The 24344-nt window shown below is 71.6% G+C and carries 23 protein-coding genes; 10 read left to right on the plus strand and 13 right to left on the minus strand.

The genetic code is table 11. The features are described from left to right. Positions 1-173: 173 nt before the first annotated feature. Entirely contained in the window at positions 174-3431 is a 3258-nt protein-coding gene (locus IEZ27_RS34150) for a BTAD domain-containing putative transcriptional regulator (RefSeq protein ID WP_189651025.1), read from the plus strand. A gap of 43 nt (positions 3432-3474) precedes the next feature. Beyond that, positions 3475-4398, plus strand: a complete 924-nt coding sequence (locus IEZ27_RS34155) for a LysR family transcriptional regulator (protein WP_189651026.1) — start codon at positions 3475-3477, stop codon at positions 4396-4398. On the opposite strand, the gene IEZ27_RS34160 is transcribed toward IEZ27_RS34155, so the two are convergent. From IEZ27_RS34160 to IEZ27_RS34180, 5 genes are read right to left on the minus strand one after another with little or no spacing between them, the layout of a single operon-like run. Next, a complete protein-coding gene (locus IEZ27_RS34160; protein ID WP_125644428.1) occupies positions 4367-5119 on the minus strand; it encodes a serine hydrolase in 753 nt (250 codons plus the stop codon). The genes IEZ27_RS34155 and IEZ27_RS34160 overlap by 32 nt on opposite strands. Further along, positions 5116-6699 carry an N-acyl-D-amino-acid deacylase family protein gene (locus tag IEZ27_RS34165; protein ID WP_189651027.1) on the minus strand — a complete coding sequence of 528 codons (1584 nt, stop codon included), beginning with the start codon at positions 6697-6699 and terminating at the stop codon, positions 5116-5118. The genes IEZ27_RS34160 and IEZ27_RS34165 overlap by 4 nt, the downstream gene beginning before the upstream one ends. 31 nt (positions 6700-6730) lie before the next feature. Continuing rightward, positions 6731-7483 carry an amino acid ABC transporter ATP-binding protein gene (locus IEZ27_RS34170; protein WP_189651159.1) on the minus strand — a complete coding sequence of 251 codons (753 nt, stop codon included), beginning with the start codon at positions 7481-7483 and terminating at the stop codon, positions 6731-6733. 1 nt (position 7484) lies between these two features. Beyond that, on the minus strand, positions 7485-8315 hold the full coding sequence (locus IEZ27_RS34175; protein WP_189651028.1) for an amino acid ABC transporter permease: 831 nt from the start codon (positions 8313-8315) through the stop codon (positions 7485-7487). After that, positions 8312-9178, minus strand: a complete 867-nt coding sequence (locus tag IEZ27_RS34180) for an ABC transporter substrate-binding protein (protein ID WP_189651029.1) — start codon at positions 9176-9178, stop codon at positions 8312-8314. The genes IEZ27_RS34175 and IEZ27_RS34180 overlap by 4 nt, the downstream gene beginning before the upstream one ends. A 122-nt stretch (positions 9179-9300) precedes the next feature. On the opposite strand from IEZ27_RS34180, the gene lysA reads away from it, so the two are divergent. After that, on the plus strand, positions 9301-10536 hold the full coding sequence (gene lysA, locus IEZ27_RS34185) for a diaminopimelate decarboxylase (RefSeq protein WP_229824598.1): 1236 nt from the start codon (positions 9301-9303) through the stop codon (positions 10534-10536). 15 nt (positions 10537-10551) lie between these two features. Here lysA and IEZ27_RS34190 read toward each other — a convergent pair whose 3' ends face one another. Continuing rightward, complete coding sequence (locus tag IEZ27_RS34190) at positions 10552-11067, minus strand: pyridoxamine 5'-phosphate oxidase family protein (RefSeq protein WP_189651031.1); 516 nt, start codon at positions 11065-11067, stop codon at positions 10552-10554. A gap of 95 nt (positions 11068-11162) precedes the next feature. Next, entirely contained in the window at positions 11163-11621 is a 459-nt protein-coding gene (locus IEZ27_RS34195) for a MarR family winged helix-turn-helix transcriptional regulator (RefSeq protein WP_189651032.1), read from the minus strand. Between the two features lie 66 nt (positions 11622-11687). On the opposite strand from IEZ27_RS34195, the gene IEZ27_RS34200 reads away from it, so the two are divergent. The 4 genes from IEZ27_RS34200 to IEZ27_RS34215 all read left to right on the plus strand — a co-directional run bounded on the left by IEZ27_RS34200 (position 11688) and on the right by IEZ27_RS34215 (position 16582). Beyond that, entirely contained in the window at positions 11688-12182 is a 495-nt protein-coding gene (locus IEZ27_RS34200; RefSeq protein ID WP_189651033.1) for an SgcJ/EcaC family oxidoreductase, read from the plus strand. 141 nt (positions 12183-12323) lie between these two features. Continuing rightward, on the plus strand, positions 12324-13352 hold the full coding sequence (locus tag IEZ27_RS34205; protein WP_189651034.1) for a polysaccharide deacetylase family protein: 1029 nt from the start codon (positions 12324-12326) through the stop codon (positions 13350-13352). Between the two features lie 133 nt (positions 13353-13485). Beyond that, complete coding sequence (locus IEZ27_RS34210) at positions 13486-15552, plus strand: protein kinase domain-containing protein (RefSeq protein ID WP_189651035.1); 2067 nt, start codon at positions 13486-13488, stop codon at positions 15550-15552. A 55-nt stretch (positions 15553-15607) separates the two neighbouring features. Then, on the plus strand, positions 15608-16582 hold the full coding sequence (locus IEZ27_RS34215) for a malate dehydrogenase (RefSeq protein ID WP_125644414.1): 975 nt from the start codon (positions 15608-15610) through the stop codon (positions 16580-16582). A 27-nt stretch (positions 16583-16609) separates the two neighbouring features. Here the strand turns inward: IEZ27_RS34215 and IEZ27_RS34220 are convergent, their stop codons facing one another. Continuing rightward, positions 16610-17182, minus strand: a complete 573-nt coding sequence (locus IEZ27_RS34220) for an MFS transporter (RefSeq protein WP_189651036.1) — start codon at positions 17180-17182, stop codon at positions 16610-16612. Between the two features lie 190 nt (positions 17183-17372). Then, a complete protein-coding gene (galE, locus tag IEZ27_RS34225; RefSeq protein WP_189651037.1) occupies positions 17373-18323 on the minus strand; it encodes a UDP-glucose 4-epimerase GalE in 951 nt (316 codons plus the stop codon). Between the two features lie 86 nt (positions 18324-18409). Between galE and IEZ27_RS34230 the strand changes: the two genes are divergently transcribed. Both IEZ27_RS34230 and trpS read left to right on the plus strand, forming a co-directional pair. Further along, entirely contained in the window at positions 18410-19723 is a 1314-nt protein-coding gene (locus IEZ27_RS34230; protein WP_189651038.1) for a hemolysin family protein, read from the plus strand. Between the two features lie 14 nt (positions 19724-19737). Next, entirely contained in the window at positions 19738-20742 is a 1005-nt protein-coding gene (gene trpS / locus IEZ27_RS34235) for a tryptophan--tRNA ligase (RefSeq protein ID WP_189651039.1), read from the plus strand. A gap of 27 nt (positions 20743-20769) precedes the next feature. Here trpS and IEZ27_RS34240 read toward each other — a convergent pair whose 3' ends face one another. The 3 genes from IEZ27_RS34240 to IEZ27_RS34250 all read right to left on the minus strand — a co-directional run bounded on the left by IEZ27_RS34240 (position 20770) and on the right by IEZ27_RS34250 (position 22865). Further along, entirely contained in the window at positions 20770-20979 is a 210-nt protein-coding gene (locus IEZ27_RS34240; RefSeq protein WP_189651040.1) for a hypothetical protein, read from the minus strand. An 86-nt stretch (positions 20980-21065) separates the two neighbouring features. Next, a complete protein-coding gene (locus IEZ27_RS34245) occupies positions 21066-22256 on the minus strand; it encodes a helix-turn-helix domain-containing protein (protein WP_189651041.1) in 1191 nt (396 codons plus the stop codon). Positions 22257-22391: 135 nt separating this feature from the next. Continuing rightward, positions 22392-22865 carry a MarR family winged helix-turn-helix transcriptional regulator gene (locus tag IEZ27_RS34250; RefSeq protein WP_189651042.1) on the minus strand — a complete coding sequence of 158 codons (474 nt, stop codon included), beginning with the start codon at positions 22863-22865 and terminating at the stop codon, positions 22392-22394. Between the two features lie 104 nt (positions 22866-22969). Between IEZ27_RS34250 and IEZ27_RS34255 the strand changes: the two genes are divergently transcribed. Further along, positions 22970-23818, plus strand: coding sequence for a haloalkane dehalogenase (locus tag IEZ27_RS34255; protein WP_189651043.1), 849 nt, complete (start codon positions 22970-22972; stop codon positions 23816-23818). On the opposite strand, the gene IEZ27_RS34260 is transcribed toward IEZ27_RS34255, so the two are convergent. Next, positions 23815-24321 (minus strand): MarR family winged helix-turn-helix transcriptional regulator, encoded by a 507-nt coding sequence (locus IEZ27_RS34260; RefSeq protein ID WP_189651044.1) that lies wholly within the window; start codon positions 24319-24321, stop codon positions 23815-23817. The two genes, IEZ27_RS34255 and IEZ27_RS34260, sit on opposite strands and share 4 nt — an antisense overlap. Between the last annotated feature and the right edge of the window lie 23 nt (positions 24322-24344).

Below are 24344 nucleotides of genomic sequence, written 5' to 3' on the forward strand. Positions count from 1 at the left end.
CATGAGGTCTCCTCGTCATCGCTGGTCTCTCGGGTACGCCAGAGACTGGCGTGGGCCGCTCACACGGCGCGCACATGCCGCTGACGCCGCCGTACCGTGCCGCGTGAGCGCGGTGCCCGCCGGAGCACCACGGTCGTTCGGGGGCATCAGGAGGTGTGCGGGAAAATCAGGACATGGATGGGGATGCGGGGCTTCGCGTCACGCTGCTCGGCGCCTTGCGGGTGTCGCGCGGTGACACCGTCCTGGCCGTTCCCGGCGCGCGGTCGCAGGCGTTGTTCGTACGGCTGGCGCTCGCCGGGGGGCGTCCGGTCGAGCAGGGTGTCCTCGTGGACGCGATCTGGGCCGAGGATCCGCCGGCCGGTCCCGGCCACGCGCTACAGGCCCTCGTCTCGCGGTTACGCCGGACGCTCGGCTCGGCCGGGGACGTCACGCAGGCCGCGGGCGGCTACCGGCTGGCCGTGGATCCGTCCGATGTGGACGTGCTGCGGTTCGGGCAACTCGCCGCCGCGGGGCGTGACCGTCTGCGCGCCGGTGACGTGGAGGCCGCGGCGGGCGTGCTCGGGGAGGCCGTGGCACTGTGGGGTGATCGTCCCGGGGACGAGCCCGCGGTTGTCGCCGGGGTCGCGCCCGCCACCGCGACCTGGCTGGCCCACGCCTCGGTCGAGGCCGTCGCCGACCTCGCCGACGCCGAGTTGTCGCTGGGGCGTGCGGACGCGGCCGCCGTACGCCTGACCGCGCTGCTCGCCGGTCGGCCCGTCCATGAACGGGCGGCCGCGCTGCTCATGGACGCGCTCGCCGCCCAGGGACGCCAGGCCGACGCCCTGGCCCTGTACGAGCACGTCCGTGAGACGTTGGCCGACGTCCTCGGCACCGACCCCGGCGCCGCCCTGCGCGACCGCCACCTGCACCTCCTCCGCGCCGCGCCCCCCGCTCCCTCCACCGCCGTACGGACCGAGGGCGGGAACGTGCCGGTGCCGTTGACCAGCTTCGTCGGGCGGGACGACGACCTTGCCCGGGTCGGTGCGCTGCTGGCCGCCGGACGTCTGGTGACCGTGCTCGGCCCGGGAGGCGCCGGCAAGACGCGCCTCGCCGTCGAGGCCGCCCGCCGTCACCGCCACCAGTACCGCGACGGCGCCTGGATGATCGACCTCGCCTCGGTCACCGAACCGGCCAAGGTCGGCGCGGCCGTGCTCGCCGGGATCGGCCTGCGCGGGGGCGCGGTCTTCGAGGCCCGCACGCGGACCCAGTACGACGCCCGCACGCGGACCCCAGACGAGGTCCGCACGCGCAGCGAGGGTGACGAGCTGGACGTGCTGGTGGAGCGGCTCGGCGGGCGGGAGAGCCTGCTGCTGGTCGACAACTGCGAGCACCTGATCGACGCCGTGGCCCACCTGGTCGCGGCATTGTTGCCCCGATGCGCCGGCCTGCGAGTCCTGGCCACCAGCCGCGAACCCCTCGCGGTGGACGGCGAGGCGCTGGTGCCGCTCGGCCCGCTCGCGCTGCCCGGCCCGGACGACGGCGTCGAGCAGGCCGGGCGGGCGGCGTCGGTGCGCCTGTTCACCGAGCGGGCCGCGGCCGTACGGCCGGGCTTCGAGCTGGACGACACCACGTTGCCCGAGGTCCGGCGGGTGGTCCGCGGCCTGGACGGGATGCCGCTGGCGCTGGAGCTGGCCGCGGCCCGGCTGCGTACGCTGTCGTTGCCCGAGCTGGCCGACGGGCTGTCCGACCGGTTCCGGCTGCTGACCACCGGCAACCGTACGGCCCTGCCCCGGCACCGTACGCTGCGCGCGGTCATCGCCTGGAGCTGGGAACCGCTGGGCGAGCACGAGCGCATCCTCGCGGAACGCATCTCCGTGCTGCCGGGCGGCGTCACGCCCGCCTCGGCCACCGCCGTCCGCGCGGGCACCGCCGTGCCCGCCGCCGACGTCCCCGACCTGCTCGCGGCCCTGGTCGACCGGTCGTTGTTGCAGCTCGCGCCCGACCCGGGCCGCTACCGCATGCTGGAGACGCTGCGCGAGTACGGCACCGGTCGCCTGGCCGAGCGGGGCGAGCTCGGCGCCGTACGTGACCTGGCCGCGGGGTACTTCGCCGAGCTGACGGCCCGGCAGGACCCGGAGCTGCGCGGACCCGGCCAGCTCAGGGCGATGCGGATCATCGGCGCCGAGTACGACAACGCGCTGGCCGCCCTGCGCCGCCGGTGCGAGACCGGCGACGCCTCCGGCGCGGTCGCCCTGGCGCTGAACCTGACCTGGTACTGGCAGATGTTCGGCCGGGACGACGACGCGGCCCACTGGCTGGGCGAGGCGCTGGCGGTGCCCGGCGGCGAGCCGACTCCGGCCCGCGACTGCGCCCTCGCGATCCACCTGTTCAGCGGGCCCGGCAGCGAGGCGGAGACGCGCGAGCCGGCCGCCAGGCTGCGCGCGTACGCGGAGCTGCCCGGCCCGTACGGCGTGCTCGCCGCGCTCGTGCAGGAGGAGGCGACCAGGGCGGCGATGCTCGACGAGCTGGCGGGCGGGGACGACGTGTGGATGTCCGGGCTGGCCCACATGTTCCGGGCCCGGTTCGCCGAGAACGCGGGCGAGCTGGACGGCATGCGCGCCGACGTCGAGGCGGCCCTGGCCCGCTTCCGGCAGGCCGGCGACCGCTGGGGCCAGGCCGGCGCGCTGCCGATGCGCGCCCAGCTCCGGCAGTACGACGGCGACCTCGACGGCGCGCTGGCCGACCTGCGCGAGGCCCGTACGCTGGCCGGCGAGTTCGGCTCGCTCAGCCTGCGCGACGAGGTGTACCGGGATCTGCGCCGGATCGACCTGCACCTGCTGCGCGGCGACACCGACCGGGCGGTCGTGTTGCTCGGCGAGACCCGCGACCGGGCCGGGCGCGCGGGTTCGGCGGACATGCTGATCCTGGTCGACGCGCGGGAGGCGGGCTTCTGGGCCCGGCACGGCGACCTGGACCGGGCGCGGCGGCTGCTCGACGACGCCGAACGCGGCCTGCGCGAGGGCGGCACGTTCCTCCGCGACCACGTGTGGACGCTGGTCGGCTGCGTACGGGCCGCGCTCTGCCTGGGGCTGGGCGACCTGGCCGGTGCGGAGAGGGCGTTGACCGGGGCGTACGCGGCGGCGCTGGAGACCGGGGACCTGCCGATCCTGTCGCTGGTGGCGGTGAACGTGGCCGCGCTGGCCGAGGCGTACGGGCGGCGGCGGGAGTCGGCCGTGCTGCTCGGTGTCGCCGCCCGGTTGCGTGGTGCCCACGACCGTACCGACCGGCAGGTCCGCGAGCTCACCGGACGGGGGCGGGCCGCGCTCGGTGAGGAGTCCTTCGCCGCGGCGTACGGCGAGGGCTGGGCACTGGACGGAAAAGCGGCCGCGAGCGCCACCGACCCGGCCCGCCTGCACCGGAAACCCGACCCGGCCCGCCTGCACTGTCCGTAGGGCCGGCTCGGCGCAGTGCTTGCGGGCTCGTACCCTTGGTCCCGTGTTGAGTAGTAACCGGCTGCGTGTCCTGCTTGAGGTGTTCAGGACGGGCAGCATCGCCGGTGCGGCCAGGGAGCTGAAGTTGTCGCCGTCCGCCGTGTCCCACCAGCTCTCCCGGCTGGAGCAGGAGGCGGGGGTCGGGCTGGTCGAGCGCAACGCCCAGAGCCTTCGGCTGACCGAGGCGGGACGCCGCCTGGCCATCCGGGCCCAGGAGGTCGTCGACATCATCGAGGCGGCCGAGAAGGACCTGCTCGCCCAGGCCCGGGTGGACGCCGGCGAACTGCGCATCGGCTTCTTCGCCTCCGCCGGCTACCGGCTGCTGCCGCTGGCGTTGTCGCGCTTCGCCTCCAGGTACCCGAACGTGGCGCTCGACCTGGTGGAGGGCCAGCCGTACGAGCTGCTGCCCGATCTGGAGCGCGGGGCGCTGGACGTGCTGGTGGTGTTCGAGCACGCCCTCGACCCGTGGAAGTGCCCCGAAGGGGTGGAGGTGGTGCACCTGTTCGACGAGCCCCAGCTCCTGGTCCTGCCGACCGGCCACCCCGCCGCCCAGCGGCCCAAGGTACGGCTGGCCGACCTGGCCGACGAGCCCTGGATCACCACGTTCGGCGCCGAGCACCCGGTGTCGATCCTTGAGCGGGCCAGCACGCTGGAGGGTTTCTCGCCGCAGATCCGCTGCCGCAGCGACCACTACGAGGTGACGATCGGCCTGGTACGGGCCGGGCTCGGCGTCGCGCTGGTGCCGAGCCTCGGCCTGCAGGGCGCGACCGGGCTGCACACCTGCCGCCTGGCCACGCCCAACCTGTTCCGCAGGATCGGCGTGGCCAGGCGGCCGACCAATCCCAACCCGGCCGCCCGGTTCTTCCTGGCCTACCTGCGTACGGCCTCGGCCCAGCTCAGGAACTCGATGGAGCCTTCGCTGCGCTGAGGCGGGCGGCGACGTCCAGACCGGCCCGCCGTACGGCGGAGGTCAGGTCGTGCTCGCTGCCCGCGGGCCCGTGGGCGAGGACGGCGTAGGCGATCCGGCCGTCCATGATGCCGACGTCGGACCGTACGCCCTCGTCGGTGCCGGTCTTGTTGGCCAGCCAGTCGCCCTCGGGATCGTGCCTGACCAGGGCGGGGACGAGCCCGTGGTCGGTGTTCTGCCGCATCCAGCCGCGCATGATCGACTGCCAGCCGCCCGTCCCGGCGACGAGCGCGGCCAGGCCGGAGAGCTCGGCCGCGGTGCCGATCGCGAACGTCGGCGGGTCCTGCGGGCCGCGCGGCTCCCTGATGCGGTCGAGCAGCCGGGTACGCGACAACCCGAGCGCCGCGGCCGCCGCGTTGACGCGGTCCACGCCGATCGTGCGCAGCAGGGCGTTCGTGGCGGTGTTGTCGCTGATCGCGGCGGTCAGCAGGGCGAGGTCGCCGATCGTCCAGCTCCGCCCGGACAGCGACAGCAGCAGCCCCGAGCCGCCGCAGTAGTCGTCGTCGTGCAGCGTCACGGGCGTTTCGGGGTCCAGGATGCCGCCCTCGACGCTCATCGCCACCTCGGCCAGCAGCAGCAGCTTGCCGACGCTGGCCAGCGGCAGCTCGGCGTCCTCGTTGACGCCGTGGAAGTCGCCCGTCACCAGATCCCGCGTCGCGACGGCGAGCGTGATGTCGTTCACCGGCCGATGATCCTTCCTGGTCTGTCCTCGGTGAGCTTGTTGTCCTCGACGGCGATCCGGCCGGCCACGACGACGGCCCGGATGCCGACGGGAGGCAGCAGCGGATCGGCGTACGTGGCGCCGTCGGCCACCGTGGCGGGGTCGAGGAGCACCAGGTCGGCGTGCGCGCCGTCGCGTACGACGCCCCTGCCGGCCAGGCCGAACCGGTCGGCCGCCATGCCGGTCATCTTGTGGACCGCGACCTCCAGCGGGAACAGGCCCTGGTCGCGGGAGTAGCGGCCGAGCACCCTGGGGAAGGTGCCGGCCAGGCGGGGGTGCGGATGGCCGGGCTTGGGCACGCCGTCCGAGCCGATCATCGTGAACTCGCCGGTCAGGACCCGCTGGACGTCGTCCTCGCGCATCGAGTGGCTGATGATCGTCACCTCGCCCTCCTCGGCGAGGAGCAGTTCGGCGGCGGTGTCCACGGGGTCGCCGCCCAGTTCGGCGATCGTGCGGCCCTCGGCCTCGGGGTGGCGGGTGGCGCAGGCGACCGAGATGCGGTCCCAGCCGCCGTTGCCGACCGTGTTCTCCCAGCCGGGCACGCCGACCTCGATCGCCTCGCGCATCCTGGCCCGCTGGCCGGGGTCGCGCAGCCGGTCGAGCAGCGCCTCGGTGCCGCCGTCGTTGGCCCACGGGGGGAACATCGCCGACAGCGACGTGCTGCCCTCGGTGTAGGGGTAGACGTCGCAGGTGAGGTCCATGCCCTGGGCACGCAGTTCGGCCATGCGGGGGAGCGTGCGCAGGGTCTTGCCCCAGGCGTGCCGTCCCGCGGTCTTGTGGTGGCTGACGTGCAGCGCGGCCCCGCTCCTGCGGGCGATCTCGACGGCCTCCTCCAGCGCCTCCTCGACGCGGGACATCTCGTCGCGCAGGTGGGTGACGTACGGCTTGCCGTGCCGGGCCGCGACGCGGGCCAGCGCGACCACCTCGGCGGTGTCGCCGTACGTGCCGGGGGTGTAGATGAGACCGGTGGACAGGCCGGCGGCGCCGGCGGCCAGGGCGTCGTCCAGCAGCGCGCACATGGTGTCGAGCTCGGAGGGGGTGGCCGGGCGGTCCTCGTAGCCGAGCACGCCGGCCCGCAGGGTGCCGTGGCCGACGAGGGAGGTCAGGTGGTTCGACCGGGGGGCGTGCTCATGCGCCTCCACAAACCCGTCGTAGTCCTGAAATATCGGGATATCACCGCCGAAACCGGCGCGGCTTGACCGGCGCAGCGCCGGCACCCGCTCGGGCAGCGCGGGGAACAGGCTCGACCCGCAGTTGCCGCAGATCTCCACGGTGACGCCCATGAGCACGGGCGCGGCGGCCAGGTCGCGACCGGCCTCGCCGAGCAGGGTGACCGCGTCGGAATGGGTGTGGACGTCGATGAACCCGGGCGCGACCACCAGCCCGGCGGCGTCGATCACCCGCCCCCCGCCCCCGTCGGACGGCCCGCCCTCGGGCAGCAGGACGAGGCGGTCACCGCGGACGCCGACGTCGGCACGGCGCAACGGCGCGCCCGTCCCGTCGGCGACGAGACCACCGCTGATCAGTACGTCGAGGCTCACGCGGCCGGACCCTTCACGAGTAGCGAGCCGTTCACAGCACCTGCCCGAGGAAGGCGCGGGTACGTTCGTGACGCGGCGAGGACAGCACCTCGCGGGGCGGTCCCTCCTCCACGATCACGCCGTCGTCGATGAACACCAGGTGGTCGCCCGCCTCTCTGGCGAAGCCCATCTCATGGGTCACCACGATCATCGTCATCCCGCTCGCCGCCAGGTCGCGCATGACCTGAAGCACCTCCTGCACCAGCTCGGGGTCGAGCGCGCTGGTCGGCTCGTCGAACAGCATGAGTTTGGGGTCCATGGCCAGGCTGCGGGCGATCGCGACCCGCTGCTGCTGGCCGCCCGAGAGCTGCCGGGGGTAGTAGCCGGCCCGGTCGGCCAGCCCCACCCGTTCGAGCAGCGTCATCGCCCGCTCGGCCGCAGCCGCCTTCGACAGGCGCTTGACCGTGCACGGGCCCTCCATGACGTTCTCCAGCGCCGTCATGTGCGGGAACAGGTGGAAACGCTGGAAGACCATGCCGATCTCCTGGCGCTGGCGGCACAGGTCGCCGGGGCGCAGCAGGTGGAGCTTGCCGCCCTGCTCGCTGAAGCCCATGAGCTCACCGTCCACCCAGACCCGGCCCGCGTCGATCGTCTCCAGCCGGTTGACGCAACGCAGCAGCGTCGACTTGCCGGACCCGGACGGGCCCACCACGCACACCACCGCGCCGGCCGGCACGTCGAGGCTCACGCCCTTCAGCACCTCAAGCTGGCCGAAGCGCTTCCTGACCGATTCGATCTTCACCATGCTAGTGGCCACGGCTGAACCTCCTCTCCAGGGAGCGCTGGCCGACGGTGGCCACGCTGGTGAGCAGCAGGTACCACGTCGAGGCGACCACCAGCAGCGCGATCACCTCGAAGTTGTCCAGGTAGATGCGCTGTGACACGGTCAGCAACTCCGCGCCGGAGATGACCGAGACCATCGAGGTGGTCTTCAGCATCGAGATGAACTGGTTGCCGGTCGGCGGGATGATCACCCGCATCGCCTGGGGCAGCACGACCCTGCGCAGGATCTGCCGGTGCGTCATGCCCAGCGACTCGGCCGCCTCCCGCTGCCCCGGATCGACCGAACGGATGCCCGCGCGGACGATCTCGGCCATGTACGCGCCCTCGTTGATCGTCAGCCCGAGCAGCGCCGCCGTGAACGGCGTGATCAGCTCGTTGGCCGGCCACTGGAGGAACATCGGCCCGCCGAACGGCACGCCGAGCCCGATCTCGGGGAAGACCAGGCCGATGTTGAACCAGAAGATGAGCTGCACCAGCAGCGGCGTGCCGCGGAAGAACCAGGTGTAGAGGCCGGCCGCGCCGCGCAGCACCGGGCTGTCCGAGAGCTGCATGACGGCGGCGAACACACCGAGCGCGACGCCGATGACCATGGACAGCGCGGTGAGCGCGATCGTGATCCACAGGCCGCCGAGCACCCGGCCGTCCAGCAGGAACTCGGCGATCACGTCCCAGTGGAGGTTGGGGTTGACGATGACCGTGTAGGCCAGCCACGCCATCACGAGGGCCGCGACCACAGCCGCGACGAGCCGCCCTGGCCTGGGCGGCTTCACCGCCTCGATCGGGAGCTCGGTCATGCGCCGGTGTTGATCGTGACCTTGGGCACGGCGTTGGCCGTCGTGCCGTACCTCTCCAGGATCTTGCCGTACTCGCCGCTGTCGATCAGCTCCTGGAGCGCCTTGGCGACGGCGTCGCGCAGGCCGGTCTGCTTCTTGTCGATCGCGATGCCCCACGGTCCGGCGTCGTACTGCTCGGACAGGACCTCGTACTTGCCGGTCTCCTTGGCGTACATGGCGGCGACGGGGGAGTCGACGATCGTGGCGACCGTACGGCCGGAGTCGATGGTGAGCAGGCCGGTGGGGGCGTCCTCACTCTGCATGATCTCCATCTTCTGGGCGCACTTCTCGTTCTGGCGCTTGCCGATCTCCAGGTTGGAGCTGCCCTTGGCCAGGACGACCTTCTTGCCGCACAGGTCTTCGAGGGTCTTGATGCCCTCGGGGTTGCCCTTCTTGACCATGATCGAGCCGCCGGCGTTGAAGTAGTCGACGAAGTCGACGGCCTTGCGGCGCTGTTCGAGGTCGCTGAGCGCGGCCATGGCGATGTCCCACCTGCCGCCCTGCAGTCCCGGGATGAGACCGTCGAAGGAGGCGTTGATGATCCGGGTCTTCAGCCCGAGCCGCTCGCCGACGGCCACGGCCAGGTCGGCGTCGACGCCGGTCATCTCCTGGGTGCCCGGCTTGTACATCTCCATCGGGGGATAGCCTTCCGACGTCGCCATGCGCAGCTCGCCCGACTTCCGTACGGAATCGGGGACGAGGTCCTTGGCGTTCTTGCCGGTCGAGGAGGGCGGCGTGGGGGTCGCCGCATCCGTGGTGGACCGCCCGCATCCAGCGCCGAGCGCGCAGGCCGCCACCAGGGCGATGACCAGGTGTGTTCGCATGGCATGTCATCGTGGCCAGGCAGTCAGGCGCCACCAAGCCTCGTGAAGGCATGCGACCCTCAGCCTCGAATCCTTCGATGCTCGACCCTGCCAGGCGTCGTGGTTGCTTACGCTCGCGCCTCATGAGCTTGGACATCTGGCCCCGGACCGCCGCCTGGCACGACGGGGAGCTGCATCTCGGCGGTGTCGGCGCGGTCGAACTGGCCCGGGTGCACGGCACGCCCACGTACGTGCTGGACGAGGCCGACTTCACCGCCCGCGCCAGGTCGTGGCTGGACGCGCTGCCCGACGGCGACGTGCACTACGGGGGCAAGGCGTTCCTCTGTCCCGAGGTGGTGCGCTGGCTCGACCGGCTGGGCCTGTCCCTCGACGTCTGCACGGGCGGTGAGCTCGCCGTGGCCATGGCCGGTGGGATGCCGCCCGAGCGGGTCGTCTTCCACGGCAACAACAAGTCCGCCGACGAGCTGCGCCGGGCCGTCGCGTGGGGCATCGGCTGCGTGGTCGTCGACTCCTTCACCGAGATCGCCAGGCTCGCCGGGATCGCCGCCTCCCTGGGCGTACGGCAGCGGGTGATGATCAGGGTGACGCCCGGCGTCGACCCGCACACCCACGCCTTCATCGCCACCGGCGGCGAGGACTCCAAGTTCGGCTTCTCGCTGAGCGCCGGCGCCGCCGCGCTCGCGGTGACGCGGGTGACCGCCGAGCCCTCGCTGGAGCTGTACGGCCTGCACTCCCACATCGGCTCGCAGATCTTCGAGCTGGACGCCTTCGGCACCGCCGCCGCCAGGATGGCCGACTTCGCCGCCGAGACCGGCGTGACGCGGCTCGACCTGGGCGGCGGGCTCGGCATCGGCTACACGCCGGACGACCCCACCCCGCCGACGCCCGCCGAACTGCTCGCGGTGCTCAGGAAGGAGACGGCGGGCCTGCGCCTGGCCGTCGAGCCGGGCAGGTCCATCGCGGGACCGTCCACGGTGGCCCTCTACGAGATCGGCACGATCAAGGGCCGGTACGTCAGCGTGAACGGCGGCATGAGCGACAACCCCCGCCCCGGCATGTACGGCGCCGCCTACACCGCCTCGCTGGCCAACCGCGCCTCCGACGCCCCGGCCGGTGTGTACACCGTGGTCGGCAAGCACTGCGAGAGCGGCGACGTGCTGGTCAGGGACCTCGCGCTGCCCGAGGACGTCCGGCCGGGCGACCTGCTCGCCGTACCGGTGTCGGGCGCCTACCAGCGCTCGATGGCCGGCAACTACAACCACGTGCCGCGGCCCCCGGTCGTGGCGGTGCGGGACGGCGAGGCCCGGGTCATCGTCCGCCGCGAGAGCGAGGAGGACCTGCTGCGGCTCTACCTGTAGCGGCCGTTCGGGGCCTCACACCCCGAGCTTGGCGGGATCGGGGGCGTAGACGGTCATCCAGTGCGGGCGCAGCCGGTAGTAGACCACGTCGCGGTCCCAGTCGAAGGCGTCCGCGCCGTAGAAGTCCTTGAAGTAGGCGAGCAGGTCCGGCCAGTCGGCGGCCGGCTCGCCCCGCTCGGGGTTGAGGATCTCCACCCTGCCGTGCGTGAACACGCCGAGGTCCTCCCCGCGCATGTGCGCGACGCTGGCGGCGGGACGCGCGGCGAGGTGGCGGGCCTTGGCGGCCCCGCGCGCCGTGCCGAACAACCACGTCCCGTGCAGGAAGTGGCCGTCCGCGCCGCTGATCCGCGGCTCGCCCTTCGCCGTCACGGTGGACAGGGCCAGCGTGCACATGCCCGTCAGGATCCGGGTGAGCCGCCGCGCGTCCATGGTGTTCGCCGCGACGATCGAGCGCAGGTGCGAGGTGGAGCGGGAGAGCGAGGCGTCGAGCAGGGCCTGGAGCTCGTCGAGCTCTTCCGGGGTTTCGCGCATGGAGATCCTTGTCGTTCGTACGTGCCGGTCCGCGCCGGCCGGTGGGACCATGCTCGGCCGGAAAGCCGACATCCTGTGTCATGTTTCGGTGATGATCAGTCCATGGCTCTGACGCGGGCCGCCTGCTCCTCCTGAACCCTGCGGGCCGTACGGAGGAAGTCGAGAATGACGGCCAGTTGGTCCGGCTCGTACTCCTGGAGCGCCCGCGCGCCCGCCTGGCCGACGGGCACGAAGATCTCGGCCTCGGCCGCGCGGGCGGCGTCGGTGGCGGCGACCAGGACACGGCGGCGGTTGTCCGGGTCGGGCGAGCGGGCCACCATCCCGGCGCGTTCCAGCCGGTCGATGACGGTGGTGACGGCCGCCGGGCTGAGCTTCAGCGCGAGGCTGAGTCCGCCCGCGGCGACCGGGCCCGAGGCCAGGACCACGTCGAGGCAGCGCAGGTCGGTGCGGTTGAGGCGGAGCCGGGCGGCGGCGGCCTCGTCGAAGGCGTCGAAGCTCTGCTGCAACTGCCGGAGCTCCGTGGCGATCTCTCCCATGACGGAACGTTTCGACATTCGAATCTTTCTGATATCGTACTTTTCGTAAGTCGAAACGACGATATCACCTCCGGAGGCACCCCCATGCGTACGGCCACCCTGCCCGCCGACACCGCCCAGATCGAGCAGCTCTTCGCCGACCTCCTCGCGACCTGGACGGCGGGAGACGCCCAGGCGTTCGGCGCGCTGTTCACCGACGACTCCGACTACGTCTCCTACGACGGCACCGTCGCCCGTGGCCGCCGCGAGCACCAGCACAACCACGACCAGCTCTTCCGTGGCGTCCTGGCCGGTTCGGCGCTGGTCGGCGACCTGGAGTCGGTCCGCTACCTCACCCCCGACGTGGCGGTCGTGCACGGCACGGGCTCCGTCCTGATGCCCTGGCGGTCCGTGCTGCCCAAGCGGCGGCTGTCGCGGCAGACCGTCGTCGTGGTGCGCACCGGCGAGGGCTGGAGGATCGGCGCGATCCACAACGGCCGGGTGCGTCCGGTCACGGTTCCGGAGCCCGGCGCGTTCCCGTCCAGGATGTCGCAGCTGATGGCGCGGGTCGCCCGCCGCTTGGGCCTCGGCCGGCGCTGACCGCGACCGGCTCCCGCGCGCCCTCCTGGACGCCCCTTTTCGTATTCCCTGACGCTTCTTTGACGAGGTCGCGGCGTGGCGCAGTTGATCACCTGGGTAAGGCCCAACCTGTAACAGTCGTACGCGTCTCGGGGGGTTCGGATGCGACTGGGTATTTTGACAGGAGCGGGGCTGCTCGCGGCCGCCGTCGTCCTGACCGGGTGCGACTCGCCGCCCGACACCGCCAAGATCACCGACAGCAAGGCCGAGGCCGCGGCCAAGCTGAAGCAGAGCAAGACGGCCAAGATCGCGCTGGCCCGCAAGGTCAAGGCGAACGAACTGGGCCAGATCCCGGTGCTGATGTTCCACCGGGTCATCAAGAACCCGGCCACCACCGACGACAGGACGCCCCAGCAGTTCCGCGCCGACCTCGAACGCCTGGTCAGGGACAACTACGTCCCGATCAGCGCCTCGGAGATGGTCACCGGGAAGATCAACATCCCGGCGGGCAAGCATCCCGTGGTCCTGACCTTCGACGACTCCTCGCCCTCGCAGCTCACCCTGAACGAGATGGGCGTCCCGCAGCCGGACACGGCCGTGGCGATCCTGCGCGAGGTGGCCGCCAAGCACCCGGGCTTCCGCCCGGCCGCCACCTTCTACGTCACCCGCGACATGTTCGGCAAGACCGTGCGCGAGGAGCAGGCCCAGACGCTGGGCTGGCTCAAGGACAACGGCTTCGACATCGGCAACCACACCCGCGACCACGTCAACCTGCGCGGACGTTCGGAGAAGGAGGTCGAGGACCAGATCGGCGGCATCGCCAAGCAGATCGACGATCTGACCAAGGTCAAGCCGAACTCCATCGCCCTGCCGTACGGCAACCAGCCGACCAAGAAGGAGTGGGCGCTGCACGGCAAGCTCTACAACCACGCCGGCGCGTTCCTGGCCGGGTACACGCCGGCGCCGTCGCCGTTCAGCAAGGCGTTCGACCCGGGCGGCATCCCGCGCATCCGGGTCATGGAGAAGAAGGGCGACTGCGCCCAGTTCTGCTCGGAGGCGTGGCTCGACTGGCTCAAGAACAACCCGGACATGCGGTACACCTCTGACGGCGACGTCAGCACGGTCGCGTACCCGAAGTTCAAGAACCCGTACCTGCGCAAGTCCTTCACCACGTGGAGCCTGCCCTACTGACGTGTCCGCGAGCCGCCGTGGGCGAGGTCTGCGGGAAAACCGGTGAGTCACGAACGGTTAACGGATCCCTGAGAAGTTGCTGAACGTCGTAAAGTTTGCGGGGTTGGGGTTCAGTGAACGTGGGGATAGACGAATGCCGCAGATCTCGCCGCTGGTGGCGGGCGATCCAGCGCTGCTGGGATCGTTCCGGCTGTCCGGACGGGTCGGGGAAGGTGGCCAGGGGATCGTCTACCTGGGCGTCAACGAGCAGGGGGAACGGGCCGCGATCAAGCTCCTGCACGTGAAGTTCAGTGGGGACACGATCGCCAGGTCACGTTTCGCCAGGGAGTTGAAGGCGGCGCAGCGGGTGGCCTCCTTCTGCACCGCCCGGGTGATGGAGGCCGACCTCGACGGCGACACGCCGTACATCGCGAGCGAGTACATCGACGGGCGGGCGCTGCGCGACATCGTCGAGACCGACGGGCCGCTCAGCGGCACCGTGCTCGACCGGCTGGCGATCGGCACGGCCACCGCGCTCACCGCCATCCACCACGCCTCGATCGTCCACCGGGACTTCAAGCCCGACAACGTGCTCATCGCCGCCGACGGGCCGCGCGTGGTCGACTTCGGCATCGCCCGCATCATCGACTCGACCGGCACGATCACCAGCCGCGCGATCGGCACGCCCGCCTACATGGCGCCCGAGCAGATCGCCGGCGACGACATCGGGCCCTTCACGGACGTGTTCGCCTGGGGGGCCACCATGGCCTTCGCGGCCACCGGGAAGGCGGCCTTCGAGGGCAAGTCGATCGCGGTGGTGCTCAACCGCATCCTGAACCACGAGGTCGACGTCGAGGTGATGCACGAGCCGCTGCGCAGCGTGGTGCGCTCGGCGCTGGCCAAGTCGCCCGCCGACCGGCCCTCGGCCGACCAGCTCCTGCTGCGCCTGCTCGGGCAGACCGGCACGGCCGCCGGGGCCTCGACGGCGATGCTCACCAGGGGCGTGCAGGTGGCCGGCGACGACACCACGCCGTTCACCCGGGTGTCGGCCACGTCCATCACCGACCGGCCCGCCACGCAGCCCGGCCACACCGGCCACACCGGCCAGACCGCCAACACTGCCCACACCGGTCATCCCGGCCGCCCGCCGTCCGCCACGGCCCCGGGCCAGGAGCGGGTGACGGGACAGCAGACGGGGCAGCAGACGGGGCAGGAGCGCACGACCGGGCAGCAGAGCGCCCCGGTGACCGTGCCGCCCGGCCCCGGGCGGCTGGACACGCTCCCGCCGGAGCAGGGGCCGGTGCCGCCGGCCGCCGGGGAGCCCGTGCCGTCCGGCCGGCGGCGGCTCAAGGTGTGGCTCGCGCTGGCCGCCGCGCTCGTCATGCTGGTGATCGCCGGCCTCGCGGCGATGTCGAACGGCTGGTCGCCGCTGGCGTTCAAGAGTGAGGTCGTGCCGACCCCGACGGACAGGAAGTCGCCGCGGCCCGCCACGTTCGCCTCGGTGATCGACAAGGTCGCCCAGACCGGGAAGATCGTGATCGGCGTGAAGGGCGACCTGCCGGGCGTCGGCCTGCAGAACGGCGACGAGTTCGCCGGCTTCGACATCGAGGTGGCCAAGCTCCTGGCCGCCGCGCTCGGGGCCGAGGAGACCTCGTTCACCCGGGTCAGCCGGGACGACCGGGCCGGCGCGCTGGCCGACGGCAGGGTCGATCTGGTGGTCGCCACGTACTCGGTGGACAAGAGCGAGGTCGAGTTCGCCGGCCCGTACTACGTGGCCCACAACGACGTGCTGGTCCGCGCGGGCACGGACATCGACTCCCTGGAGGACCTGAAGGGCCGCAAGATCTGCGCGCCCGACTCCCCGTCGGTCGGCGCGGTGCAGGACAAGGTGAAGGTGGAGCCGGTGATGGCCGGAAACTACGCCATCTGCATGGACCTGCTCAGGCAGGGCAAGGTGGACGCGGTGCCCGGCGACGACCTGATCCTGGCCGGGTTCGCCAGCCGGGAGAACATGCGCTACAAGATCCTCGGCGCCAAGCTGAACAACGAGCGGTACGCGGTCGGCATCAGGAACGGCGACGCCAAGACCTGCACGGCGGTCAAGGGCGTCATCGGCGACCTCTACCGCAAGGGCGCCATCAAGCAGCTCCTGACCAGGCACTTCGCCAGGGTCGACTTCGAGCCCGAGCTGAAGGTGCCCGCGATGGAGCCCTGCGGATGACGAGCGGTAACATCCGAAAGTCCAACGAATTCATCCCGCGAGTTAGGGGAAGGCCATGGCCACGCCCGTCAAGGTAACCGTCACCGGGGCCGCCGGTCAGATCGGCTACGCACTGCTGTTCCGCATCGCGTCGGGACAGCTGCTCGGCGCTGACGTCCCGGTCAAGCTGAGCCTGCTGGAGATCCCGCAGGCGGTGAAGGCGGCCGAGGGCACCGCCATGGAGCTCGACGACTGCGCGTTCCCGCTGCTGTCCGGCATCGAGATCACCGACGACGCCAATGTCGCCTTCTCCGGCGCCAACGTCGCCCTGCTGGTCGGCGCCATGCCGCGCAAGGCCGGCATGGAGCGCGGCGACCTGCTCGGCGCCAACGGCGGCATCTTCGGCCCCCAAGGCAAGGCGATCAACGAGCACGCCGCCGACGACATCCGGGTCCTGGTCGTGGGCAACCCGGCCAACACCAACGCGCTCATCGCCCAGCAGAACGCGCCCGACGTCCCGGCCGAGCGTTTCACCGCGATGACCCGCCTCGACCACAACCGCGCGCTGTCCCAGCTCGCCGCCAAGCTCCAGGTCCCGGTCACCGAGATCAAGAAGATGACGATCTGGGGCAACCACTCCGCCACCCAGTACCCCGACCTGTTCCACGCCGAGGTCGGCGGCAAGGTCGCGGCCGACCAGGTCGACGGCGAGTGGCTGCGCGAGACGTTCATCCCGACGGTCGCCAAGCGCGGCGCCGCCATCATCGAGGCCCGTGGCGCCTCCTCGGCCGCCTCGGCCGCCAACGCCGCGATCGACCACGTCCACGACTGGGTCAACGGCACCGACTGGACCTCGGCCGCCGTCGTCTCCGACGGCTCGTACGGCGTGCCCGAGGGGCTCATCTCCTCCTTCCCGGTGCGTTCCGTCGACGGCCGGTACGAGATCATCCAGGGCCTGGAGATCGACGCCTTCTCCCGCGAGCGCATCGACGCCAGCGTGGGCGAGCTGGCCGAGGAGCGCGACGCGGTGCGCGAGCTCGGCCTGATCTGACCGCGGGTCCGGACGCGCGTCCCCGGCTCAGCGGGGGCGCGCGCCGGCCGTGCCGAGCGGGCGTACGGCGACGCGGGTGCGCTCGGCCCAGCGGGTCACCGGCGGCACGGCGAGCCCGGCCGCCAGGAACAGCACGCCGAACAACAACCAGCCCGGCAGCCCCCAGCCGACGATGACCATGGTCATGACGGCGGGCACGACGATGTTGGCCACCTGCTGGCCCATCCCGTACAGGCCCTGGTACTGGCCGATGGCGTGCTGCGGGGCCGGCTCGTACGACAGCCCCCACGAACCGGCGGCCTGGAGCAGCTCACCGAAGACGTGCAGCAGCGCACCGCCGAGCAGCGCGACCACCGCCACCCAGACCGGCTGCCCGGCGGCCAGGGCCAGCAGCACGCACGCCAGCAGCAGGAACACGCCCGAGCGGCGCTGGGCGCGGGCCGCGCCCAGCGCGTCGTCGGTGCCGCGGCTGAGCCGCACCTGCAACAGCGTGACGGTGACGGTGTTGACCATGGCGAGCGCCGCGACCATCCAGGTGGGCGCCGACGTACGGCCGGCCACCCAGAGCGGGATCGCGATGGTGAGCAGCCCGTTCTGCATTTACTGTTTGTCCACCCCTGGGCACGGGGGAGAGGGCTGGGCGGCCGGCGCGGGCTGGGAGGTGGCGAAGATCACCCCGGCCGCCGCCGTGAGGCTGCCCAGCAGGATGAGGGCACCCAAGACCAGCTTCGTGACCCTTGGTGAAAAGCTCCTCACATTTCGGTATCACAGCACATAATCGCCGTCCGCATTAGGCATTCCCGGAAAGTGCCGTCCACGCGTCCGAGACGATGTCCCGCAGTTCCGCCCGCTCGGCCTTCCAGCCGAGGTCCCGCTGGATCCGGGTGGAGGAGGCCACCAGGACGGCCGGATCGCCGGCCCGCCGCTCCCCGACGACGACCGGGATCTCGTGGCCGGTGACCTCGCGGCAGACCGAGATCACCTCCTGCACGCTGAACCCGGCCCCGCTGCCCAGGTTGTAGACCTTGTGCTCGCCCTCGGCGATCGCCTCCAGGGCCAGCAGGTGTGCCCGCGCCAGGTCGCCGACGTGCACGTAGTCGCGCACGCAGGTGCCGTCCTGGGTGGGGTAGTCGGTGCCGAACACGCTCACCGAGTCGCGCTCGCCGGTGGCGACCTTGAGCACGTTGGGGATGAGGTGGGTCTCGACGGCGTGCCGCTCGCGGAAGCGGCCGTAGGCGCCGGCCACGTTGAAGTAGCGCAGGCTGACCGCGCCGAGCCCGCGCACGCCCGCGTAGGCGCTGAGGGCGGTGTCCACGGCCAGCTTGGAGGCGCCGTAGGGGTTGGTCGGGCGCGTCGGGTCGTCCTCCTCGATCGGGGAGCGCTCGGGCTCGCCGTACGTGGCCGCCGTGGAGGAGAAGACGATCCGGCGCACACCCTTGTCGCGCATGGCGTCGAGCAGGGCCAGGGTGCCGCCCAGGTTGTGGGCCCAGTAGAGGCCCGGCTTCTGCACCGACTCGCCGACCAGCGACTTGGCCGCGAAGTGCAGCACGGCGTCCATGCCGTCGAGCGCGTCGTGGGCCCGCGTGATCGACTCGCGGACGAACCGCGCGCCCTCGGGCACCGCGTCCTCGTGGCCCGTGGACAGGTCGTCGAGCACGGTCACCTCGTGCCCGGCCTCGATGAGCTGCGCCGCGACGACGCTGCCGACGTACCCGGCGCCTCCGGTGACCAACAGCCTCATGTGTACTCCTGTTTACATATGTTTGATTTTGTACGGCTTGCCGTTCAGCATACGCGGGAAACCCGCCGAGTACGCTGCCAACCACCATGTTTGACACCCTCGGGGCGAACATCGCCCTGGTCCTGCTCTTCATCCTGGTCGGCGGGTTCTTCGCCGGCGCCGAGATGGCGATGGTCTCGCTGCGGGAGAGCCAGGTCCGCAAGCTCGAAGGGCGCGGCCGCAGGGGCGAGCGGGTGGCCAAGCTCGCCCGCGACCCCAACCGCTTCCTGTCGGCCGTGCAGATCGGCGTGACCGTCGCCACGATGCTCTCGGCCGCCTTCGGCGCCGACCGGCTGGGCATGGAGCTCGTCCCGCTGCTCGAACGCTGGGGAGTGCCCCACTCCGTCGCGCCCGTGCTCGCGCTCGTGCTGGTGACGCTGGCCATCTCGTACGTCTCGCTGGTGCTCGGCGAGCTGGCCCCCAAGCGGCTGGCCCTGCAGCGGTCGGAGGGCCTGTCGCTGTTCGTCGCCCCCTTCCTGGACCGGATCGCCGCCCTGTCGCGCCCGATCATCTGGATGTTGTCGAAGTCGACCGACCTGGTGGTCCGGCTGCTCGGCGGCAACCCGGAGGCCGACCGCGAGGAGGTCACCACCGAGGAACTGCGGGACATGGTCGTCGGGCACGCCGAGCTGACCGCCGACGAGCGCAAGCTCATCGCCGAGGTGTTCGCCGCCGGCAAGCGCCAGCTCCGCGAGGTCATGCTGCCCCGCACCGAGGTCGAGTTCATGGACGCCGAGACGCCGCTGGCCGAGGCCGCGAGCCTGGCCGCCGCGCTCCCGCACTCCCGCTTCCCCGTGTACCGCGAGTCATACGATGAGATCACCGGTTTCGTCCACGTACGCGACCTGCTCGATCCCGAGTTGATCGGGCGTACCGAGCCCATCAGCGCGGTCGTGCCGATCCGGCCGGCCAAGTTCGTGCCCGCCTCCAAGCGCCTGCTGACCACCCTGAACGAGATGCGCGCCGAGGGCCAGCACCTGGCCATCGTGGTCGACGAGTACGGCGGCACCGCCGGCATCGTCACCATGGAGGACCTGGTCGAGGAGCTGATCGGCGACATCAGGGACGAGTACGACGTCGAGGAGGACGTCGTCGTCCTGCCCGCCGGCGAGATCGAGATCGACGGCCTGACCAACCTCAACGACTTCGCCGCCGAGACCGGCGTACGCCTGCCGGACGGCCCCTACGAGACGCTGGCCGGGTTCGTGATGGCCATGCTGGGCCACGTTCCGGGCGCCGGCGAGCGGGTGGAGATCCCCGGCTTCGAGCTCACGATCACCGAGCTGGACGGGCGCCGGATCGCGCGGGTGAGGGTGAAACGCCGGGGGGTCGCCGAGTCGCCGCCCGACCAGGATTCCTGACACAATTGCCTGCTATGGCCAGACCTCGTGTTCTCTCCGGCATCCAGCCCACCGCGGACTCCTTCCACCTGGGCAACTACCTGGGTGCGGTCCGTCAGTGGGTCACCATGCAGGAGACCCACGACGCCTTCTACTGCGTGGTCGATCTTCACGCGATCACCGTGCCGACCGAGCCCGCCGCCCTGCGCAGGCGCAGCCGGGTGGCCGCCGCGCAGCTCTTCGCCGCCGGGCTCGACGCCGAGCGCTCGACCGTCTTCGTGCAGTCGCACGTGCGCGAGCACACCGAGCTCGCCTGGATCCTGATCTGCCTCACGGGCATGGGCGAGGCCGCCCGGATGACGCAGTTCAAGGACAAGTCGGCCAAGTTCGGCGAGAGCGCGGCCAGCGTCGGGCTGTTCACGTACCCGATCCTCCAGGCCGCGGACATCCTGCTCTACCAGGCCAACGCCGTGCCGGTCGGGGCCGACCAGAAGCAGCACCTGGAGCTCACCCGCGACCTGGGCCAGCGCTTCAACCACCGCTTCGGCGACACCTTCACGCTGCCCGACCCGTACATCCTCAAGGAGGTCGAGAAGATCACCGACCTCCAGGACCCGACGGCGAAGATGTCGAAGTCGTCCTCCAGTCCGGCGGGCATCCTCGACGTGCTGGAGCAGCCGGGGCCGCTGCGCAAGAAGGTCATGCGCGCGGTGACCGACACGGGCTCCGAGGTCCTGTTCGACGAGGAGAACAAGCCGGGCATCTCCAACCTGCTGCGCATCCAGTCGGCGCTGACCGGCACTCCCATCCCCGACCTGGTCGCCCGTTACGAGGGCCAGGGCTACGGCACGTTCAAGAAGGACGTGGCCGAGGCGGTCGTGGAGGCGTTCACGCCGATCCGGGAGCGCACGGAGAAGCTGCTGGCCGACGAGGCCGAGCTCGACCGCCTGCTGGCCGTCGGCGCCGAGCGCGCCGCTGCCGTGGCCCGGCGGACGATGGCCGAGGTCCGCGACCGCGTGGGCTTCCTGCCCAAGCTCTGACCGCTGAGGACGGCGGGTTGCCGTCCCTCAGCGGCCCGGCTGCGCCGGTGACCGGTCGAGGGGCCGGACGCGCAGGCGGGCGCGCAGCGCGGCCAGGCTCCGGCCGGTGAGCCGGACGTCGCCGGACACGGCGGTCCAGCCCGATCGTCCCCGGCTGAACGCCCAGCCGGGGAACTCCCGGACCGCCTCCTCCAGCAGGCGTTCCATGACGACGTCGGCACTTGGAGTTCTGGTCATGGACGCACAGTGCCACTCCGGCGGCTCACAGTGACGAACCGCGGCGACAGATCTCCCCGTTCGGAATCGGCGAACTGAGAGTTCGCCTACACGTCGATGTTGTGGCGTTCGGCCAGGAAGCGCACCTCCGGCGCCCACGACGGCCTGGCGCGGCGGACCAGCGAGCGGACCATCTCCCGCAGCAGCAGCTTGTGGTCGAGCTCCTCGGGGCTCTCGCGCTCGATCCGCAGCAGGTAGACCAGGCTCGCGGCGTCGTCCCCCAGGTCCTCGCAGGCGCGGGCGACGTGGCACAGGTGGGTGGTGCGCCGCTCGATGGAGGGGGTCCTGCGGATGTCGATGTCGTCGGCGAGCCGCAGTACGTCCTCGGGACGGCCGGTGTCGTTCTCGATGCTGGCCATGTGGATGGCCACGTTGGTGGGGCCGAAGAAGGCCAGGTCGTAGGCGCCTGAGTGGTCGTCCGCGCGGTCGGCGAGCTTGGCCGCGGTGCCGCGTACGGTCTCCCTGGCCTGGTCGTCGTCTCCGCCGCGGGCCGCGCTGATGGCGGCCAGCAGGTGCAGCGCGCCGAGCGCCTTGATGTGCCGTACGTCGCCGTCGGCCACATGGGGTTCGAGGAGCTCGATGCCGCGCCTGGCCACGTCGTGGGCGATCTGGTGCATGTCGTCGGAGAGCATCGACTGGCCGAGGTTCCAGTGGGCCCAGGCGAGCATCAGCGGGTCGGCGGACTCCTCGGCGTACCGCATGGCCCGGTCGGCGGCCAGGTGGGCGAGATCGACCCGCTGCAGGTGCTTGAGCACGCCCCTCGCCAGCATGTACGCGTCCGTCGCCACGCTGTAGGCCGAGGCCGTGCGCTCGGCCACCAGGCTCTCGGCATCGGAGACCAGCGAGGGCAGCGCGGCCATTAGGATCGAGTACCGCCGGGCCGAGGTGAACCAGGCGTTGCGCGCCGCCGCCACCCGTTCCGACAGTTGCCCGGCGTCGGGCGGTTCGAGGTCGGGCTCGCGGGTGCGGCAGGCGAACAGGGCCCGCTCGATGTCGCGGATCTGCGGCCTGCTGGGCTCGTGGGAGTCGCGGGGGGTCTCGCCGAGGAGCACGGCGGTCCGTACGCCGAGGACCTTGGCGATCTCGCGGAGAAGGGGCAGCGAGGGGGTGCGTTTGCCATGTTCGATCAGTTCGATGTGGCGGGTGGTGCAGCCGGACTGGGTCGCCAGCGCGGTGGTGCTCATGCCCCTTCGTTCGCGCTGGAGCCTGACCATCTGCCCGGTGCTGATTTCGGTCATGGGGGTGGCGCCTCCTGGCTCGGTCCCAACCCCCCACAGGCTAGGGTGCCCGGACCGGCCCTGCCATGCGTTCCCCCCTGGTCAGGAGGTACGTCGGCAACCTCCCACGCCTAGGCTTTTACGGTTCTTTGCCCACTATTGGGACGGTCGGGTGTGATGATCGCGCAGCCGTGCGAGCAGGCCGACGAGCTGGTCGCGCTCGGCCTCGCTCAGGGGCGCCAGCACCTCGTCCTGGACGGCGTCGACCAGGCCGTCGAGCCGGGTGAGCCGGTCGCGGCCGCGTTCGGTCATGGAGATCACGTTGCGACGGCGGTCGGCGGGGTCGGGCGCGCGCTCGACGAGGTCTCGCTCGGCCAGCTCGTTGAGCAGCGCGACCATGTCGCTGCGGTAGATGCCGGTGCGCCGGCTCAGCTCGGCCTGGCTGGCGGGGCCGGACTCGCGCAGCGCGACCAGCACCGCGTAGTGCCACTTGCGCGCGTCGGCGCGCGCGAGCCGGTCGCTGACCAGCCGGTCGGCCTGCATCGCGACGTGCGCGAGCAACCGGCTCGGCAGGCCGCGCAGGCGGGCGGGGGCGGCCTGGTCGCCGGCGTCGGTCATGTCGTGGCTCATGCCGGCGATCCTACCCCGTTGCGTTAGTCGCACTAACGATGTAATTTCATTAGTGCCACGAACGTTAGTAAGGCGAACGAAAGAGGCCGTCATGCCTGTTGTCGATGCTGGACTCGACCATCCATTACGAGGACCGGGGCGAGGGCGCCCCGATCGTCTTCCTGCACGGCAATCCCAACTCCTCCCACTTGTGGCGCAACGTGCTTCCCGCCGTGGGCGGCCCCGGCCGGTTGCTGGCTCCCGACCTGATCGGCATGGGACGTTCGGGGAAGCCCGACATCGACTACCGGTTCACCGACCATGCCCGCTACCTGGATGCCTGGTTCGACCGGCTCGGGCTGGAGGACGTGGTGCTGGTCGGGCACGACTGGGGTGGCGCGCTGGCCTTCGACTGGGCGGCGCGGCATCCGGAGCGGGTGCGCGGGGTGGCCTTCTTCGAGACCATCGTGCGGCCGATGAGCTGGAGCGAGCTGGGCGAGGGGCCGCGCGCCCGCAGCGAGCTGATCAGGAGCGAGGAGGGGGAGCGGCTGGTGCTCGACGACGACTTCCTGGTGCGGACGGCGTACACGGGCGGGGTGTTGAACCCGCTCGGCGAGGAGGAGTTGCGGCCGTACCTGGAGGCGTACGCGACCAGGGAGAGCCGCAGGCCGCTGCTGCAGTGGGCGCGTTCGATCCCGCTCGACGGCGACCCGGCCGACGTGGCCGAGGCGGTCGAGCGCTACGACAAGTGGCTGGCGGCCAGCGACGACGTGCCCAAGCTGCTGCTCACCTTCGACTCCTCGCCGACCCTGCTCATCCAGGGTGAGGTGCTCGACTGGTGCGCGCGCAACATCGCGGCCCTGGAGATCGAGCACCTGGGCCCGGCCGGTCACCACGCGCCGGAGGACCAGCCGGAGGCCATCGCGGCGGCGATCAGCTCATGGGCCGGCCGCCACGCGCTGCGCCCGAGCTAGCGGAACCGGCGGCGGCCGACGAGCCCCAGCACCTCGCGCAGCGCGTCGGCCGCCGCCCGGACGTCCGCCTCGGGCACCCCGGCCAGCACCTCCTCGTGCGCCCGTGACGAGGCGTCGAGCGCCGCCAGCGCCACCCGGTGGCCCTCGGCCGTGAGCTGCACCCAGCGGCTGCGCGCGTCGCCCGCGTTGGCCTCCCGCTCGACGTAGCCCGCCGCCGTCAGGCGCTGGAGCACGTTGCTGGTGCCCCCGGAGGTCAGCAGCAGCGCCTTGGTCAGCTCGCTCGGCTTCATCCGGTGGGGCGCCGGTGTACGGGCGAGCGCGGCCAGTACGTCGAACTCCGCGTAGGTCAGCCCCAGCTCGGTCAGCTCGGCCTTGATCGCCTGCTCGAAGACCAGGTGCAGCCGGGACAGGCGCTTGCTCAGCTCCAAACCGGCGATGAGCGACGACGACAACCCCGACTCCGTCCAGCGGGGCACCATCGCGTCGATCTCGTCCGGTCTCACGTCATCGAGGATACCCATCGCCA

The organism is Nonomuraea spiralis, assembly GCF_014648435.1.
Classification (GTDB): Bacteria; Actinomycetota; Actinomycetes; order Streptosporangiales; family Streptosporangiaceae; genus Nonomuraea; species Nonomuraea spiralis.

Bases quoted from the DNA above. Each gene is read 5' to 3' on its own strand.
- galE (WP_189651037.1), bottom strand. From the start codon at position 18,323: ATGAGGCTGTTGGTCACCGGAGGCGCCGGGTACGTCGGCAGCGTCGTC.
- IEZ27_RS34195 (WP_189651032.1), bottom strand. From the start codon at position 11,621: ATGTCGAAACGTTCCGTCATGGGAGAGATCGCCACGGAGCTCCGGCAG.
- IEZ27_RS34255 (WP_189651043.1), top strand. From the start codon at position 22,970: ATGCTGGACTCGACCATCCATTACGAGGACCGGGGCGAGGGCGCCCCG.
- IEZ27_RS34205 (WP_189651034.1), top strand. From the start codon at position 12,324: ATGCGACTGGGTATTTTGACAGGAGCGGGGCTGCTCGCGGCCGCCGTC.
- IEZ27_RS34190 (WP_189651031.1), bottom strand. From the start codon at position 11,067: ATGCGCGAAACCCCGGAAGAGCTCGACGAGCTCCAGGCCCTGCTCGAC.
- IEZ27_RS34200 (WP_189651033.1), top strand. From the start codon at position 11,688: ATGCGTACGGCCACCCTGCCCGCCGACACCGCCCAGATCGAGCAGCTC.
- IEZ27_RS34240 (WP_189651040.1), bottom strand. From the start codon at position 20,979: ATGACCAGAACTCCAAGTGCCGACGTCGTCATGGAACGCCTGCTGGAG.
- IEZ27_RS34250 (WP_189651042.1), bottom strand. From the start codon at position 22,865: ATGAGCCACGACATGACCGACGCCGGCGACCAGGCCGCCCCCGCCCGC.
- IEZ27_RS34175 (WP_189651028.1), bottom strand. From the start codon at position 8,315: ATGACCGAGCTCCCGATCGAGGCGGTGAAGCCGCCCAGGCCAGGGCGG.
- IEZ27_RS34220 (WP_189651036.1), bottom strand. From the start codon at position 17,182: ATGCAGAACGGGCTGCTCACCATCGCGATCCCGCTCTGGGTGGCCGGC.
- lysA (WP_229824598.1), top strand. From the start codon at position 9,301: ATGAGCTTGGACATCTGGCCCCGGACCGCCGCCTGGCACGACGGGGAG.
- IEZ27_RS34150 (WP_189651025.1), top strand. From the start codon at position 174: ATGGATGGGGATGCGGGGCTTCGCGTCACGCTGCTCGGCGCCTTGCGG.
- IEZ27_RS34245 (WP_189651041.1), bottom strand. From the start codon at position 22,256: ATGACCGAAATCAGCACCGGGCAGATGGTCAGGCTCCAGCGCGAACGA.
- trpS (WP_189651039.1), top strand. From the start codon at position 19,738: ATGGCCAGACCTCGTGTTCTCTCCGGCATCCAGCCCACCGCGGACTCC.
- IEZ27_RS34210 (WP_189651035.1), top strand. From the start codon at position 13,486: ATGCCGCAGATCTCGCCGCTGGTGGCGGGCGATCCAGCGCTGCTGGGA.
- IEZ27_RS34230 (WP_189651038.1), top strand. From the start codon at position 18,410: ATGTTTGACACCCTCGGGGCGAACATCGCCCTGGTCCTGCTCTTCATC.
- IEZ27_RS34170 (WP_189651159.1), bottom strand. From the start codon at position 7,483: ATGGTGAAGATCGAATCGGTCAGGAAGCGCTTCGGCCAGCTTGAGGTG.
- IEZ27_RS34215 (WP_125644414.1), top strand. From the start codon at position 15,608: ATGGCCACGCCCGTCAAGGTAACCGTCACCGGGGCCGCCGGTCAGATC.
- IEZ27_RS34180 (WP_189651029.1), bottom strand. From the start codon at position 9,178: ATGCGAACACACCTGGTCATCGCCCTGGTGGCGGCCTGCGCGCTCGGC.